16 protein-coding genes and 1 pseudogene are annotated in these 13,980 nt (G+C 74.6%); 6 read left to right on the plus strand and 11 right to left on the minus strand.

The genetic code is table 11. The features are described 5' to 3' along the window. Window positions 1–35: 35 nt before the first annotated feature. Window positions 36–1,289: a cystathionine gamma-synthase gene (locus NFS20_RS03960; protein ID WP_251150416.1), complete on the minus strand. Its 1,254-nt coding sequence runs from the start codon at window positions 1,287–1,289 to the stop codon at window positions 36–38. A 141-nt stretch (window positions 1,290–1,430) separates the two neighbouring features. Between NFS20_RS03960 and NFS20_RS03965 the strand changes: the two genes are divergently transcribed. Next, entirely contained in the window at window positions 1,431–2,225 is a 795-nt protein-coding gene (locus NFS20_RS03965) for an SDR family NAD(P)-dependent oxidoreductase (protein ID WP_251150417.1), read from the plus strand. A 133-nt stretch (window positions 2,226–2,358) separates the two neighbouring features. After that, the gene (msrA, locus tag NFS20_RS03970) at window positions 2,359–3,033 is read left to right on the plus strand and encodes a peptide-methionine (S)-S-oxide reductase MsrA (RefSeq protein ID WP_251150418.1); all 675 of its coding nucleotides are present in this window, start codon (window positions 2,359–2,361) and stop codon (window positions 3,031–3,033) included. Window positions 3,034–3,081: 48 nt separating this feature from the next. Here msrA and NFS20_RS03975 read toward each other — a convergent pair whose 3' ends face one another. Together NFS20_RS03975 and NFS20_RS03980 are read right to left on the minus strand one after the other, a co-directional pair. Next, window positions 3,082–3,444 carry a hypothetical protein gene (locus NFS20_RS03975; protein WP_251150419.1) on the minus strand — a complete coding sequence of 121 codons (363 nt, stop codon included), beginning with the start codon at window positions 3,442–3,444 and terminating at the stop codon, window positions 3,082–3,084. Further along, entirely contained in the window at window positions 3,437–3,697 is a 261-nt protein-coding gene (locus tag NFS20_RS03980; RefSeq protein WP_251150420.1) for a hypothetical protein, read from the minus strand. Before NFS20_RS03980 ends, NFS20_RS03975 begins: the two co-directional genes overlap by 8 nt. A gap of 223 nt (window positions 3,698–3,920) precedes the next feature. Here NFS20_RS03980 and NFS20_RS03985 point away from each other — a divergent pair, with 223 nt between their 5' ends. Continuing rightward, window positions 3,921–4,760, plus strand: coding sequence for an aldo/keto reductase (locus tag NFS20_RS03985; RefSeq protein ID WP_251150421.1), 840 nt, complete (start codon window positions 3,921–3,923; stop codon window positions 4,758–4,760). Here the strand turns inward: NFS20_RS03985 and NFS20_RS03990 are convergent. Next, window positions 4,745–5,566 carry a metallophosphoesterase family protein gene (locus NFS20_RS03990; protein WP_251150422.1) on the minus strand — a complete coding sequence of 274 codons (822 nt, stop codon included), beginning with the start codon at window positions 5,564–5,566 and terminating at the stop codon, window positions 4,745–4,747. The genes NFS20_RS03985 and NFS20_RS03990 overlap by 16 nt on opposite strands. 140 nt (window positions 5,567–5,706) lie before the next feature. Here NFS20_RS03990 and NFS20_RS03995 point away from each other — a divergent pair, with 140 nt between their 5' ends. Next, window positions 5,707–6,534: a CPBP family intramembrane glutamic endopeptidase gene (locus tag NFS20_RS03995; protein WP_251150604.1), complete on the plus strand. Its 828-nt coding sequence runs from the start codon at window positions 5,707–5,709 to the stop codon at window positions 6,532–6,534. Window positions 6,535–6,556: 22 nt separating this feature from the next. Here NFS20_RS03995 and NFS20_RS04000 read toward each other — a convergent pair whose 3' ends face one another. The 4 genes and pseudogenes from NFS20_RS04000 to NFS20_RS04015 all read right to left on the minus strand — a co-directional run. Beyond that, window positions 6,557–7,360, minus strand: coding sequence for a phosphatase PAP2 family protein (locus NFS20_RS04000; RefSeq protein ID WP_251150423.1), 804 nt, complete (start codon window positions 7,358–7,360; stop codon window positions 6,557–6,559). Window positions 7,361–7,469: 109 nt separating this feature from the next. Beyond that, on the minus strand, window positions 7,470–8,120 hold the full coding sequence (locus NFS20_RS04005; protein WP_251150424.1) for an SRPBCC family protein: 651 nt from the start codon (window positions 8,118–8,120) through the stop codon (window positions 7,470–7,472). Continuing rightward, window positions 8,117–8,554 carry an ArsR/SmtB family transcription factor gene (locus tag NFS20_RS04010; RefSeq protein WP_251150425.1) on the minus strand — a complete coding sequence of 146 codons (438 nt, stop codon included), beginning with the start codon at window positions 8,552–8,554 and terminating at the stop codon, window positions 8,117–8,119. The genes NFS20_RS04005 and NFS20_RS04010 overlap by 4 nt, the downstream gene beginning before the upstream one ends. Before the next feature lie 538 nt (window positions 8,555–9,092). Beyond that, window positions 9,093–9,731, minus strand: a pseudogene (locus NFS20_RS04015) (substrate-binding domain-containing protein); the annotation flags it as partial. 120 nt (window positions 9,732–9,851) lie between these two features. On the opposite strand from NFS20_RS04015, the gene NFS20_RS04020 reads away from it, so the two are divergent. Next, window positions 9,852–10,232, plus strand: coding sequence for a DUF5997 family protein (locus tag NFS20_RS04020; RefSeq protein ID WP_251150605.1), 381 nt, complete (start codon window positions 9,852–9,854; stop codon window positions 10,230–10,232). A gap of 90 nt (window positions 10,233–10,322) precedes the next feature. On the opposite strand, the gene NFS20_RS04025 is transcribed toward NFS20_RS04020, so the two are convergent. After that, window positions 10,323–10,691: an Rdx family protein gene (locus NFS20_RS04025; protein ID WP_251150426.1), complete on the minus strand. Its 369-nt coding sequence runs from the start codon at window positions 10,689–10,691 to the stop codon at window positions 10,323–10,325. A 30-nt stretch (window positions 10,692–10,721) separates the two neighbouring features. Further along, window positions 10,722–12,116, minus strand: coding sequence for a DUF2252 domain-containing protein (locus tag NFS20_RS04030; RefSeq protein ID WP_251150427.1), 1,395 nt, complete (start codon window positions 12,114–12,116; stop codon window positions 10,722–10,724). Window positions 12,117–12,197: 81 nt separating this feature from the next. Between NFS20_RS04030 and NFS20_RS04035 the strand changes: the two genes are divergently transcribed. After that, entirely contained in the window at window positions 12,198–13,454 is a 1,257-nt protein-coding gene (locus NFS20_RS04035) for a class I SAM-dependent methyltransferase (protein WP_251150428.1), read from the plus strand. 53 nt (window positions 13,455–13,507) lie between these two features. On the opposite strand, the gene NFS20_RS04040 is transcribed toward NFS20_RS04035, so the two are convergent. Further along, the gene (locus tag NFS20_RS04040) at window positions 13,508–13,930 is read right to left on the minus strand and encodes an FKBP-type peptidyl-prolyl cis-trans isomerase (protein ID WP_251150429.1); all 423 of its coding nucleotides are present in this window, start codon (window positions 13,928–13,930) and stop codon (window positions 13,508–13,510) included. Window positions 13,931–13,980: the final 50 nt, after the last annotated feature.

The raw sequence follows: 13,980 nt of genomic DNA on the forward strand, positions 1-13,980 counted from the left end.
GCGTCCGCCGGATCTGCCTCGTCCGGCGGTGTGCGTCACGACAGCGCGCGGTCGAGGTCGGCGATGAGGTCCTCGACGTCCTCGATACCGACGGACAGGCGCACCAGGTCGTCCGGCACCTCGAGCGCCGTGCCGGCGACCGAGCCGTGGGTCATGCGCCCCGGGTGCTCGACGAGCGACTCGACCCCGCCCAGCGACTCCGCGAGCGTGAAGACCTGCGTGCGCCCGCACACGTCGAGCGCCTTCGCCTCGGTGCCAACGCGGAACGACACCATGCCGCCGAACCCGCTCATCTGGCGGGCCGCGACCTCGTGGCCCGGGTGGGACGCGAGACCCGGGTAGATCACCTGCGTCACGGCCGGGTGCTGCTCGAGGAACGCCGCGACGGCCGCGGCGTTGGCCTGGTGCCGGTCCATGCGCACCGCGAGCGTCTTGAGCCCGCGGAGCGTGAGCCACGCGTCGAACGGTCCCGCGACGGCGCCGGACGCGTTCTGGTGGAAGCCCACCGCGCCCGCGACGTCGGTCCCGCCCGCGGGCGACGCGAGGCCGCCGGGGAGCTGGGCGCTCGCCGCGACGACGAGCGCTCCCCCCACCACGTCCGAGTGCCCGCCGACGTACTTCGTCGTCGAGTGCACGACGACGTCCGCGCCGAGCGCGAGCGGCTGCTGGAGGTACGGCGTCGCGAACGTGTTGTCGACGACGAGCAGCGCGCCCGCCTCGTGAGCGATCTCCGCGAGCGCCGAGACGTCCGAGATCCCGAGCAGCGGGTTCGTCGGCGTCTCGACCCACACGACCTTGGTCGACCCGGGTCGGACGGCGGCGCGCACCGCGTCGAGGTTCGCCAGGTCCGTGAGGTCGACCGGGGTGTGCTCGATCCCCCAGGGGCCGAACACGCGGTGGACGAGCCGGTACGTACCGCCGTACGCGTCGTTCGGGAACACGACGTGGTCCCCCGGGCGCAGCACGGCGCGCAGGAGGGTGTCCTCCGCGGCGAGGCCGGACGCGAAGGCGAAGCCGCGCGCGGCAGGCGACCCGTCCGCCGTCGGGCCCAGCCCTCCGGACTCCGCGGCCGCGAGTGCCTCCTCGAGCGCCGTGCGCGTCGGGTTCGCGGAGCGCGAGTACTCGTACCCGCCGCGCAGGCCGCCCACACCGTCCTGCTTGTACGTGGAGACCTGGTGGATGGGCGGGACGACGGCGCCCGTCGTCGGGTCCGGGTCCTGGCCCGCGTGGATGGCGCGGGTGGAGAAGCCGGTCGTGGTCCAGTCGGGGTGCTCGCTCGAGGTGCTCACCGTCCCAGACTACGGTCGCGGCCCGAGCCCGCCACGGTCACGGCCCGCGGTGGCGCGGCCCGACGGCGCGCGGCACGGTGGGAGCACCAGGGCAGCGACCGGCCGCGACCGGTGGTGCCCGCGACGCGGACGGAGGCACGGATGAGGATCGACCTCGACGGCAGGACGGCGCTCGTCACCGGCTCGGCGCAGGGCATCGGGCTGGCGATCGCCCGGACCCTCGCGCGGTGCGGGGCGAGCGTCGTCGTCAACGGGCGGTCGGAGGAGACGTCGCAGCGCGCCGCGGAGGACGTGCGCGAGCACGTGCCGGGCGCGCAGGTCCTCGGCGTCGCGGCCGACCTCGCCACCGACCAGGGCACCGCGGCGGTGCTCGAGGCGGTGCCGCGCGTCGACGTGCTCGTGAACAACCTCGGCATCTTCGAGAGCGCGGACCCGCTGGAGATCGACGACGCCACGTGGCGGCGCTACCTCGAGGTGAACGTCCTCGCGGGCGTGCGCCTCACGCGCGCCTACCTGCCGGGGATGATCGACCGCGGCTGGGGTCGCGTGCAGTTCATCGGGAGCGACTCGGCGGTCGTGATCCCGGCGGAGATGATCCACTACGGCGTGACGAAGACGGCGCTGCTCGGCGTCTCGCGCGGGTTCGCCAAGGCCGCTGCGGGGACGGGCGTGACGGTGAACAGCGTGCTCGCCGGCCCGACGCACACGGGCGGCGTCGAGACGTTCGCCCGGAGCCTCGTCGGCGACGACCTGCCCTGGGACGAGGCGCAGCGCGTCTTCATGCGCGAGCACCGGCCCCAGTCGCTGCTCCAGCGGCTCATCGAGCCCGAGGAGATCGCGCACATGGTCGCGTACCTGGCGTCGCCGCTCGCGTCCGCGACGACGGGTGCGGCCGTGCGCGTCGACGGCGGCTACATCGACGCGATCGTCCCGTGAGACCCTCGGCGGAGCGCCCAGGCGCGTGCCCGGGGCAGGAACACACTCCGGCCGCGCCGCGTTCTACCCCGTGCCAGGACGATGCGTCGTGGGCCAGCGCCCCGGTCGTCCCGGTCCCTTCAGGAGGTAAGCGATGAACTCGATCTTCGACGCGATCTTCGGCTCGTCCGGCAAGACGACGATGGTCGCCCCGGAGGACACGCTCCCCGGGCGTCAGTCCCCCGTCCTGCAGACCCCGCGCCCGCACACGGTGCTCGGCACGTCGATCACCGGCCCCTGGCCCGAGGGCACGCGCGTGCTCTACCTCGCGATGGGCTGCTTCTGGGGTGCCGAGGAGATCTTCTGGCAGGTCCCGGGCGTCGTGAGCACCGCCGTCGGGTACATGGGCGGCACGACGCCGAACCCCACCTACGAGGAGGCGTGCAGCGCCCGTACGGGCCACACCGAGACGGCGCTCGTGGCGTACGACCCGACGAAGGTCTCCGAGGAGGAGCTCCTCAAGATCTTCTGGGAGCGCCACGACCCGACGCAGGGCTACCGCCAGGGCAACGACGTCGGCACGCAGTACCGGTCCGCGGTGTACTGGACGACGCCCGAGCAGGAGGCCGCGGTCCGCGAGACGGCCGAGCGCTACGGCAAGGTCCTCGAGGCGAAGGGCTACGACCCGATCACGACGGAGAGGCGCCCCGCGTCCGAGGCCGGTCCGTTCTACTACGCCGAGGACTACCACCAGCAGTACCTCGACAAGAACCCGAACGGCTACCGCTGCCACGCCACGACGGGCGTCCCGTTCCCCGACGCCGCCTGATCGTCTCCCCGCTCTGACGGCCCTCGACCACCCGGTCGAGGGCCGTCCTCATGCCGTCGGGAGACGCCGCGGCCGGGTCCGGTCCTCGTCGGCAACGAGATAGCGGGCCCAGATGAGTGCCTTGCGGTACGGCCCGTCGCCGTCGGCGTCTCGCTGGGGCTGGTCGAACTCGACCCAGTACTCCAGCTCGCCGGCTTCCGCGCGCGGGTTTCTGATCGGCACCGGTGCCGCCATCGCGCTGACGGTGCCGGAGAACTCCTGGAGCCACGGTCCGTGCCACGCCCGGTCGTGCACGACACGGACCCGCGTGCCGGCGGGCCAGGCTCCTCGAGGCCATGCGCGCGGCAGGGCGACGCCGATGATCGTCTCGACCGCCCGCCGGTCACGGTCGTCACTGGGGCCGTCAGTCACCCTGAACCACCAGGCGCCGGACCCGTTCGCGCACGGCCGCCGACCATGCGACGGGGTCTGCATCGTGCTCCCGGCACTCGTCGAGCCACCCGTCGAAGGTCGAACGGATGTACTCGAACTCGTGGACGTGCTCGCCCGGCCCTCCGTGGCGGATCAGTCGTGGGTCGTCCGGGTCCCGCGTCAGGTCGAAGCCGTGCAGGTGCAGGAGCGCCGTCATGACGAGAGGCTGCGCCTCGACAGGGGAATCGGCCATGACGTACGGATCCGCCCAGCGATGCACCTCCTCGCGGCTCACGCCGCCGCGCACCAGCGCCGTCCACCACCGTTCGACCTCGCGACGAGAAGGGCCGCACAGCACCACCATGGGGAGAGCGTACGACTGCGCGAGGACGGTGTGTCGGTACGCCGACGGGGCAGCGCCACCGAGGGTTCCATTGCGCGTGCCGGTGCGTCCGGGGCGTGCGTAGATGGAGAGCATGACCTCCCTCCCCCGACTCACGTCCCAGGACGGCACGACCCTCCCCGCGATCGGCTTCGGGACGTACTCGCTGCGGGGGTCGGGTGGGGCCGAGACGGTCGTGCGGGCGATCGAGGCGGGGTACCGGCTCATCGACTCGGCGTTCAGCTACGAGAACGAGGGCGCGGTGGGCGCGGCCGTACGGCAGTCGTCGGTGCCGCGCGACGAGGTGCTCGTGACGTCGAAGCTGCCCGGGCGGTACCACGCCTACGACGACGCCGTCCGCACCGTCGAGGAGTCGCTGTTCCGTACGGGACTCGATCACCTCGACCTCTACCTGGTCCACTGGCCGAACCCCGGCGTCGGGCGCTACGTCGAGGCGTACGAGGCGCTCGTCGCGTGCCGCGAGCGCGGGCTGGTCCGCCACGTCGGTGTCTCCAACTTCCTGCCCGACCACCTGGACACGGTCATTGCGGCGACGGGCGTGACACCCGTCGTGAACCAGGTCGAGCTGCACCCCTACTTCCCGCAGCACGACCAGCGCCACGCCGACGCCGAGCGGGGTGTCGTCACGGAGGCGTGGAGCCCGATCGGGCGGGCGGGCGAGCTCCTCTCCGACCCGGTCGTCACCGCGGTCGCGGCGGCCCACGGGGTCTCCCCGGTGCAGGTCGTCCTGCGCTGGCACGTCCAGCTGGGCGTCGTGCCGATCCCCAAGGCGTCGTCGCCCGAGCGCCAGCGGGAGAACCTCGACGTCTTCTCCTTCGAGCTGTCGACGCACGAGATGAACGCCCTCACAGGCCTCGCGCGCGCCGACGGTCGGACGAACGACCAGGACCCCGCGGTCTACGAGGAGCTCTGACCCTGGGCCTCGGAGTCGGGCCCTCGTCCGGCCGGCCCGCGGCCGTCGCGCGGCCCGAAGACCCGCAGCGCCTCGGCGTCGCTCGCCGCCGACCGGACGAAGTACTCGGCCCACTCCCCGACGCCCGGGTAGTCGCTGCCGGCTACCACCGCGGCGACGGCCGCGTCGACGTCGACCTTCGTGTGCCGCAGCGACACCTGTCCGTCGTGGAGCAGCGCCCACGCGCCGCCGGGCCGCCCGTACGGCATGCCGACGCTCCCCGGGTTCACGACGAGCCGCCGGTCGACGAGCCGCACGAACGGCATGTGGGTGTGCCCGCAGAGCACGGTGCGGACCGCGGGGTCAAGGCCGCCGAGGACGTCGGCCCATCGCTCCAGCGACGAGTCGACGAGCACGACCTCCTCGTCGTCGCGCGGCGTGCCATGGCAGCACACGACGCGCCCGAACCCGCGCACGACGATCTCGACGGGGTGCGGCAGGCCCGCGAGCAGCTCGACCTGGTCCGGCCGGAGCTGCGCCGCCGCCCACGGCACGACCGGGTCGGGCACCTCCCCCGCGCCGTCGCGCGCCCAGGAGACGAGCTCGCGGTCCGCGTTGCCGCGCACGAGCAGGGCGCGGTCACCGAGCGACGTGAGGCGGTCGAGCACCTCGACCGGCTGCGGGCCGGCGGCGTGGTCACCGGTCACGACGACGAGGTCTGCCACGCGCACGTCGGGCTCCGCGAGCACGGCGTCCAGCACGGGGAGCACGCCGTGGACGTCGGACAGGACGGCGACGACGCCGAGCTCGGAGGTGGGTGCGGTCATCGACCCACGGTCCCACGGAACTCCTTCGGACCGCCCCACCGGTCGCCCACGGTCCTGCCACGCGCAGGTCGTGACGCGCTCCCGCCGCGCGGGCATGGCACCGTGTGCACGTGACGTCTTCCCCCGGCCCGTCCGTCGTCGTGCCCGACGCCGCCCTACCGCCATGGGCCGTCGGCTCGCCGGCCCGCCTGCTCGCCGCCGCGCTCGTCTCGCTGTCCGCGGTGCTGCTCTTCGCGGTGCACGTGCGCCCGCTCGGCTATCTCCCGCTCGTGCTGGGCGTCGCGCTCGGCTGGGCCGTCGATCGTGTCCTCGGCCGTGACCTCGCCCTGATCGGCGTGGGCCTGGGGATCATCTCGGCCATCTCGCTCGAGGCCGACCTGTCGGACGCGGGCATGGCGCGTTTCACCGTCGCCCTGTCGCTCGCGGTGCTCGTGCCCTGGGCGCTGTCGCGGTTCGCGTTCCACGACCGGACGATCACGTTCCCCGTCGCGACCGGCCGGCGCTGGTCGCGCGGCCAGATCGTCTACCTCGCCGTGGTCGTCGTCGCGGGCTACCTCATCCTGCCGTTCTACTTCATCGGCTCGGGGGCGTACCGGAACTGGCCGGAGGTGACGAGCGGGGCCGAGATCGCGCGGCTGTTCGTCGGGGTGAACGCCGTCGGGATCTGGGACGAGCTGTTCTTCGTGTGCATCGTCTTCGCGCTGCTGCGCCAGCACTTCGGGCTGTGGACGGCGAACCTCCTGCAGGCGGCGGTGTTCGTCTCGTTCCTGTGGGAGCTCGGCTACCGCGAGTGGGGCCCGCTGCTGACGATCCCGTTCGCCCTCGTGCAGGGCTGGATCTTCTCGTGGAGCAAGTCGTTCACGTACGTCGTTGCCGTGCACCTGCTGTTCGACCTCGTGGTGTTCGGCGTGCTCGTGCACGCCCACAACCCCGAGCTCTTCGACGTGTTCGTCACCGCTCCCCGCTGAGGCCCTGCGGACCAGCCCGCGCTCAGAAGGGTCGCGCGACGAGCAGGCGCCGGACGCCGTCGACCCGGCACGCCGCGTGCACCGCGGTCGTCCCGGGACCTGCCAGCACCAGGGTGGTCGCGACCACGACGCCCACCCCGACCGCCGCGCCCGCGACGACGTCGTGCGGGAAGTGCGCACCCTGCGCGACGCGCGCCGCGCCCACCACGACGGCGAGCGCGACGGGGAGCACGACCCACAGCACGACGTCGATCGGTCGCGCGACGACCGCGTGGCGAGGCGTCCGCCCGCCGAGGAGACGTACGGCCGGCGCTCCCGCGACGACGACCGCCGTGGCGAGCGCGAAAGCGATCGCCGTGTGGTTGCTCGGGAACGACCAGTCCCCCGCCGGCGGGCAGTGCGCGACCTCGACGAGCTCCCAGCACCCGCGCGGCTGACGGACCACGGACTTCACGAGCTCGCTGGCCCCGTAGGCGAGGACGGCACCCACGCCCGCCGTGAGCGTCGTCGCCACGGCGACGTGGCCGCCGTGCCGCGAGCGCAGGAGGACGACGCCGCACAGCGCGACGAGCACGAGCACGCCGCCCTCGGCGACGAGCCCGGTCCACGGCAGGTCGCCCGTGCGAGCGGTCAGCGCGACGTACAGGCCCTCGCTCGGACCGCGCAGCAGCAGGGCCAGGACCACGACGAGCGCCGCGCCACCCAGCCACGCGAGCGCCCGGGTGGTGACGTGCGGGCGGGGAGCGCCGGCGTCGGGCGGCGTGTCGTCCGGGTGCAGGACACGGTCGAGGACGGGTGCGGGACGGGACGAATCGGGCGAGCTCACCGGTCGAGGGTAGACAGGTGAACAGCGGATGAACATCAGCCCTCGGTCGGACGTCGAGCGTGTCGTCGCACGACCGAGGGCGGACCCGACCCTCTCGATCCCGGCGGTGCTACTCCTGCGGGTCGAGCGGCGGCACGTAGAACGCGGTGGTCGCCGCGACGCGCGCCGCGACGGTCCCCTCGTCCAGGCCGTCCGCCGCGGCCAGGGCGGCGCCCCAGGACTCGCTGCTCGCGGTGTTGAACGCCCGCACGGCGGGATCGGTCGCGAGGGTCTCGGGGTCGATCGCCCCCTCGACGCCGGCAAGGTGCAGCCCGAGGCCGAGGAGCGCGCCGTCCCAGCCGACGCCGACCGCTCCCGGGCCGAACTGGTCCCACATCTCGGGCGGGGTGACGGCGGTGTGGTCGAGCGTGAGCCGCGTCCCGTCACCGTCCGGCTCGAGACGCACGTCGACGATCGAGGAGTCCTCGGGGCCCACCGGGCCCATGACCCACGTGAGCTGCAGGTGACGCGGCGCGTCGCACACGCGGATCTCCCCGCCCGCGTTGCCCTCCGTCTGGTAGGTGCCCCCGACGCGCAGGTCGCCCGTGACGGGCAGGAACCAGCGCGGGAGACGCTCGGGGTTCGTCACGGCGTCCCAGACGTCGTCGACAGCCGCGGGGTACGTCCGCGAGAGGCTGACGACGCGCGCCTCCCCCGCGGGGAGCGTCCCGCGCCCGACCCTGCGTCGCACGTTCTCCAGCTCGGCGATGAGGTCCTTCATCCTGCCCTCCAGGTGGTGTCGGTGTCGTGCTTCTCGTCGGTGGTCGACGGCGCTCGCGCCCCCCGCGCGGTGTCGTCACCGCCTCCGCTCGCGGCACGGTCCGCGGCGAGCCGCCGTTCGCGTGCCCCGCGCGCGAGCTCGGTGCCGAGCGCGTCGAGCCGCTGCTCCCAGAAGCGCCGGAGGCCGGCGGCCCAGTCCTCGACGTCGCCCAGCGGCGCGGGGTCGAGCGCGTAGAGGCGTCTGGTCCCCTCGGCACGGACGGTCGCGAACCCGCTCGTCCGCAGGACGCGCAGGTGCTGGGAGACGGCAGGCTGGCTGATCGAGAACTCCGCGCCCACGAGCGCGACGACCTCGCCCGCGGACCGCTCGCCCTCGGCCAAGTGCTCGAGGATGCGGCGGCGGACGGGGTCGCCCAGCACGTCGAACGCTTCCATCGCTCCAGTATAGAAGCGAGTACTTATATAAGTCAATGCCTATGGAGGTCGACGGACGAGCGCCCGGCTCGAGAGACGCACTCCTTGGGCGCAGCGCTCGAGCCTGGGCGCAGCGCTCGAGCCTGGGCGCAGCGCTCGACGAGAGCGCCTCGGTCGCCCTCGAGACCCGGGTTTCAGCGACCCCGGCCCTGCCCGCGCCCCCGCGCTTCCCGCCGCCCGCCTTGCCCGAACCGCCCTTGCCTGCGCCCTTGCCCGAGCCGCCCTTTCCCGCGCCCTTGCCGGGACCGCCGCCCTTGCCCAGGCCGCTCGTCCCGGCGCTCCTGCCGCCCTTCCCGGGTCCCCTGCCCGAGCCGACCTTGCCGGCACCCCGGCCCGTGCCGCCCTTCTCGCCGCGCGGGCCGCCCGGCTCGGCCGCACGCCCCGACGCCGCGGCGTCGGGCGCCGGGGACCGGCCGCGCGAGCTGTTGACGGTCCGGCCGCGGACGATGCCCACCATCTCCTCGACGAGGTCGTCGTCCCTCTCCGCCAGCCAGGCGAGCGCGACGGGCGCGGACGGCGCGCCGTCGAGCCGCCGGTGCACGACGTCCTTGCGGTGGTGCAGCCGCGCGAGCGACTGCGGGACGACGAGGACGCCCACCCCCGCCGCGACGAGGACCACGGCGTCGGCCGTCGTCGCGGGGCGCTCGACCGCCGCGACGCCGGGGGGCGACGGGGCGTCGTCCGCGGCCCCCGGCTCGCCCGCCCAGGGGACGACGTCGTCGAGCGGGCGCTGCAGGACGTCGTCGTCGAGGTCGCCGAGCGCGACCGCCTCGTCGGGGTCCAGCGCGGCGAGCAGGTGGTCGCGCGACGCGACGACGACGGACGTCTCCTCGTAGAGCGGGATCGCCGCGAGGACGTCCTTGTCGACCGGCGGCCGGAGGAGCGCGGCGTCGGCCTCTCCCTCGCGCAGGACGCGCTCGGCGTCGGCGGCGTCGGCCGCGACGAGGTCGAGCGGTACGTCAGGGTGCCGCTCGCGCCACGTGCGGACCCACTTCGCCGGGGTCGCCCCCGGGACGTACGCGAGCCGGAAGCGGGGTCCGCCCTGCTGGCCGACCTCGTGACCAGGAGTCGTGCCCGCGCCGCCCTCGAGGGTCGCGTCGCTGTCGTCCTCGGGGGTCGCGCCCGTGTCGTCGTCCACCCGACCACCCTAGGTCCGACGGCGCCCCGCGACCGGACCGGGCCGGGCCGGGCCGGGCACCGGGGGCCGGCACCCCCCGGGCGGACGGCCCGACCCGCTCGGAGGACATACCCTGGGCGCATGAGCCCGAAGCACTCCGCGCAGTCGATGAAGCCCGCCACGGCGGCCAAGAAGCTCGGGGTGTACCTGCCCGCGACGCCCGAGGAGTTCCGGGCGAGGGAGATCACGCGCGCGCAGCTCGAGGAGCTCGAGAAGAACCCGCCGGAGTGGCTCGCCGACCTGCGTCGCAACGGCCCGCACCCCCGGCCCGTCGTCGCCGGCCGTCTCGGCGTCTCGATCTCCGGCCTCACGCGGGGCGGGCTGACGGAGCCGCTGACCACCGAGCAGATCGACGAGCTGCGCCAGGACCCGCCCGCGTGGCTCGCCCAGGAGCGCGAGGTCCTCAAGAAGGTCCGCGCCGAGGAGGAGCGGCTCGCCGCGCAGCAGTCCCGCAAGGCCTGAGCCAGGTCGTCACCGCGGCCGGTTCGGCCACCTGTCGGCCACGTCCGCCCACCCGACGAGCGGGGCGGAGACCGCAGGTCCTCTCGACCGTCAGGCGCTCCCCGCCGCGCGGTCGGTGTGGCCGAGCGACAGGTCGGGGGCGACGGCGTCCCGCACGCGGCGCTTGAGGTCGGGGATCTCGGGGAACCCGCCGTCGGCCTTCCGGTCCCACAGCAGGACCGGACCGTCCCCGGCGTCGAGCGTGACGCGGAACACACCGTCCGTCCCGGGCACGAGCGCGACCTCGCCGAGCCGGGTCCGGAAGGTCTGGAGCAGCTCCTGCGCGACCCACGCGGCGCGGAGCAGCCAGCGGCACTGCGTGCAGTACTCGACCGCGACGCGCGCCGTCCCGCGCGGCTGGTGCGCCGGAGGCTCCACGATCTCGCCGGCGGGCAGGGGTCGTGCGGCGTCGTCCGTCATGCAGCCCAGCCTAGGGTCGCCGCCCGGGCGTCACGTGCCCCGCTCGGCGGGCAGCCGACCGGACGCGACGGCTGCCTCGAGGGCCGCGTAGTCCTGCTCGACGACGTCCGCGTAGGCGCGGGCCCAGCGCGCGACGGACGCGTCGAACGTGTCCGAGCGACCCAGGTAGCCGAGCACCATCCTCGCGCCGGGCGACTGGCTGTGCGCCCGCGCGAGGACGCGACCGCACAGCCCGCCGTACCGCGAGAAGAGTGCGGGGTCCAGCCGGTCCAGCTCGACGGAACCCTTCATGTCCCGGAACTGGCGCCAGAAGAAGTCGACGCGTGGGCGCCCGGTCCGGTCCGGCGCCTCGACGGTCGTCCAGCCGAGGAAGGGGTCGGAGTGCGCCTGGAGGATGCGCTGGGCAGCGACGACGCGCCGCCCCTGGGACGGCTCGGCCCGCGCGGGCCTCAACCCGGCAGGCAGGGCGTCGACCATGCCGCCGTAGCGCGCGAGGACCGACGTCGAGGCCTCCTTCAGCTGGAGGACGAGCGGCTCCCCCGCGGGCCCCTCGAAGAGCAGGATGTAGCAGCGCGTGCCGACGCTGCCCACTCCCACCACGCGCAGCACGAAGTCGACGAGCGTGAACTGCCCGAGCAGGAGCCGGAGGTCGGAACGCAGCGGCTCGCGGTACTGCTCGAACATCGTCGTCAGCTCGTCGAGCGACACGCGGTCGACGTGCTGCGTGACCGGCGGCTGGTCGACGATCCGCGACCGCCCGTCCGCCGTGCGCGTCGTGATCCGCTCCACCACCTGCTCGGACGTGCGCCGGCGCGCCTTGCGTGCCGTGCGGCGCAGCTCTTCCCGCCCCTCCTTGCGCATCGTCGGCGCGATCACGTCGGTCTCGACCTGGTAGGCGAACCGGTCGAGCGCGCTGCGGGCGAACAGCTCCGCGAGCGCCTCCCGGTAGCCGCGGACGGCGAGCCGTGCCGCGTCCGCGCACTCCGCCTCCGCCATGCCCTTGTCCCGTCCGCCGACGTACATGCTGGCGGCGAGGCGCTTGACGTCCCACTCCCACGGGGCGTCGCACGCCTCGTCGAAGTCGTTGAGGTCGAACACGAGGCGCCGCTCCGGCGAGGCGAACAGGCCGAAGTTGGACACGTGCGCGTCGCCGCACGCGACGACGTGGACGCCCGTCCGCGGGCCGTCGCGCAGGTCGTGGGCCATGGTCGCGGCGGTGCCGCGGTAGTACGCGAACGGGGACTCGAGCATGCGTCCGATGCGCAGCGGCACGAGCTCCTGCAGGCGGTCGCGGTTCTGCTCCTCGACGATCGCGACCGGGTCCCGCTCCGGGAGGACCAGCTCGCCCTGGGCCCGGCGCGGCGCGCGCTCCCGGAGGGTGCGGCCGGCGGCACGTGACTCGTCGAGCGTCCTCGGGACGTCCATGGTGGCCTCCTCGGACCGAGAACCGCAGGCTAGCGCGCGCACGCGGGCACCGCGCGCCGGTCGGTCGGGGAGACTGGGAGCGTGACGACGCCCGACCTCGACGACCTGCTCGCCCGGCTCCGCACCGACGACGGCGGACCTCTGCGCGAGGACTCCCCCGTCGCCGTCGACGCCGCAGACCGCCTGCTGCTCGACGAGGCGGCGCCGTGGCTCGCGGCGGCCGACGCGGGCGACGTCGCCGTCGTCGACGACCGTTTCGGCGCGCTCACGCTCGGTGCCACGGCTCTGGTCCGGGGGTCGTCCGGGGGCGCGACGACGGACGAGCCGGGACGCGCGGACGGCGTCGTGCGGGTACACCAGGACGAGTGCACCGCGGAGGCGGCGCTCGCCGCGAACGCGGCGTCGACCGGGAGGCTCGGCGCCTACCAGCAGCACGCACCGGGTCCGGGGCTGCTCGCGGGCGCGCGCGTCGTCCTGCTGCGCCTCCCCCGCGGGCTCGCCGCCCTGCGGGACGTCGCGGAGCACGTCGCGCGCGAGGCCGACCCCGGCGTCGTCCTGCTCGCGGGCGGGCGCGTCAAGCACATGACACCCGCGATGAACGACGTGCTCGGCGAGTCGTTCGCCGACGTGCGCGCGAGCCTCGCGCGCGGCAAGTCCCGCGTCCTCGTCGCGCGGTCCCCTCGGGCTCCCGACGCCGGGACCCCCTTCACCTACCCGGTCACGGTCGACCTGCCCGACGTCGGTCTCGCGGTCGCCGCGTACGGCGCGGCGTTCGCCGGCGCGAGCCTCGACCTGGGCACGCGGTTCCTCCTCGAGGCCCTCGAGGGCGCGGTCCGCGACGAGCGCTCGGGCGGAGCGGCGGCGCGGGCGACGTCGGGCGCAGCGGCCACCCGCGGGAGCGAGCCGCGCGACGTCGTCGACCTGGGGTGCGGGACGGGGATCCTGGCGACCTGGGCCGCCCGACGGTGGCCGGCCGCGCAGGTCGTCGCCGCGGACCGCTCGGACGCGGCGGTGCGCTCGGCCGCGCTCACGGCGCGGGCCAACGGCGTGGCCGACCGGGTGCGCGTCGTGCGGGACGACGCGGGCGCGACCCTCGCGGACGTGAGCGCCGACGTCGTGCTGCTCAACCCGCCGTTCCACGAGGGCGCGGCGCTGCGCACGGACGCCGCGCACCGCATGTTCGCGACGGCGGGCCGGGTGCTGCGGCCGGGCGGCGAGCTCTGGTGCGTGGTGAACTCGCACCTGCGCCACCGCCCGGCGCTCGAGCGCGCGGTCGGCCCGACCGTCCAGGTGGCGCGCGACCGTCGCTTCACGGTCACCCGCAGCACGCGTCGCTGAGCGTCGCGCCCCGCGGACCGGTCACCCGACCCGACGGCCGCTCCCCGACGGCGTCACTGCACGTCGACGACGTCGACCACGAACACGAGCGTGTCCGTGCCGCCGATGCCCGCCTGGGGGACGCCGCGCTGGCCGTAGCCGTGCTCCGGCGGGATGGAGAGGAGCACCCGCGAGCCGACGTTCTGCCCGACGAGGCCCTTGTCCCAGCCACCGATGACGGCGCCGACGCCGATGGGGAACGCGATGGTGTCGCCGCGGTCGTAGGAGTTGTCGAACACCTGGCCGCCCCACGTCTGGCCGAGGTAGTGGACGACGATGTTGCGCCCGGAGGTCACGGCGGGACCGTCCCCCTCGGAGAGCACGACGACCTGGAGGCCGTCGGGCGCTGCGGACTCCGGGAAGGTCAGGGTCGGCTTGTCGCCGAAGGAACCCGAGGCGGAGGGCAGAGCGGTCTGCTCGGCGGGCTGGTCGGTCACGAGGATGCCTCTCGTCGGTGAGCTGGGATGTGCCGCGCGCACGCGGCCCG

Origin of the sequence: Cellulosimicrobium sp. Marseille-Q4280, assembly GCF_943181405.1 — a bacterium.
Classification (GTDB): Bacteria; Actinomycetota; Actinomycetes; order Actinomycetales; family Cellulomonadaceae; genus Cellulosimicrobium.

What these genes read in the sequence shown, in the direction of transcription:
- NFS20_RS03965 (WP_251150417.1), top strand. Translation starts at nt 1,431, where the DNA reads ATGAGGATCGACCTCGACGGCAGGACGGCGCTCGTCACCGGCTCGGCG.
- NFS20_RS04010 (WP_251150425.1), bottom strand. Translation starts at nt 8,554, where the DNA reads ATGGAAGCGTTCGACGTGCTGGGCGACCCCGTCCGCCGCCGCATCCTC.
- NFS20_RS03990 (WP_251150422.1), bottom strand. Translation starts at nt 5,566, where the DNA reads ATGACCGCACCCACCTCCGAGCTCGGCGTCGTCGCCGTCCTGTCCGAC.
- msrA (WP_251150418.1), top strand. Translation starts at nt 2,359, where the DNA reads ATGAACTCGATCTTCGACGCGATCTTCGGCTCGTCCGGCAAGACGACG.
- NFS20_RS04005 (WP_251150424.1), bottom strand. Translation starts at nt 8,120, where the DNA reads ATGAAGGACCTCATCGCCGAGCTGGAGAACGTGCGACGCAGGGTCGGG.
- NFS20_RS03980 (WP_251150420.1), bottom strand. Translation starts at nt 3,697, where the DNA reads ATGGCCGATTCCCCTGTCGAGGCGCAGCCTCTCGTCATGACGGCGCTC.
- NFS20_RS04025 (WP_251150426.1), bottom strand. Translation starts at nt 10,691, where the DNA reads ATGACGGACGACGCCGCACGACCCCTGCCCGCCGGCGAGATCGTGGAG.
- NFS20_RS04020 (WP_251150605.1), top strand. Translation starts at nt 9,852, where the DNA reads ATGAGCCCGAAGCACTCCGCGCAGTCGATGAAGCCCGCCACGGCGGCC.
- NFS20_RS04030 (WP_251150427.1), bottom strand. Translation starts at nt 12,116, where the DNA reads ATGGACGTCCCGAGGACGCTCGACGAGTCACGTGCCGCCGGCCGCACC.
- NFS20_RS03985 (WP_251150421.1), top strand. Translation starts at nt 3,921, where the DNA reads ATGACCTCCCTCCCCCGACTCACGTCCCAGGACGGCACGACCCTCCCC.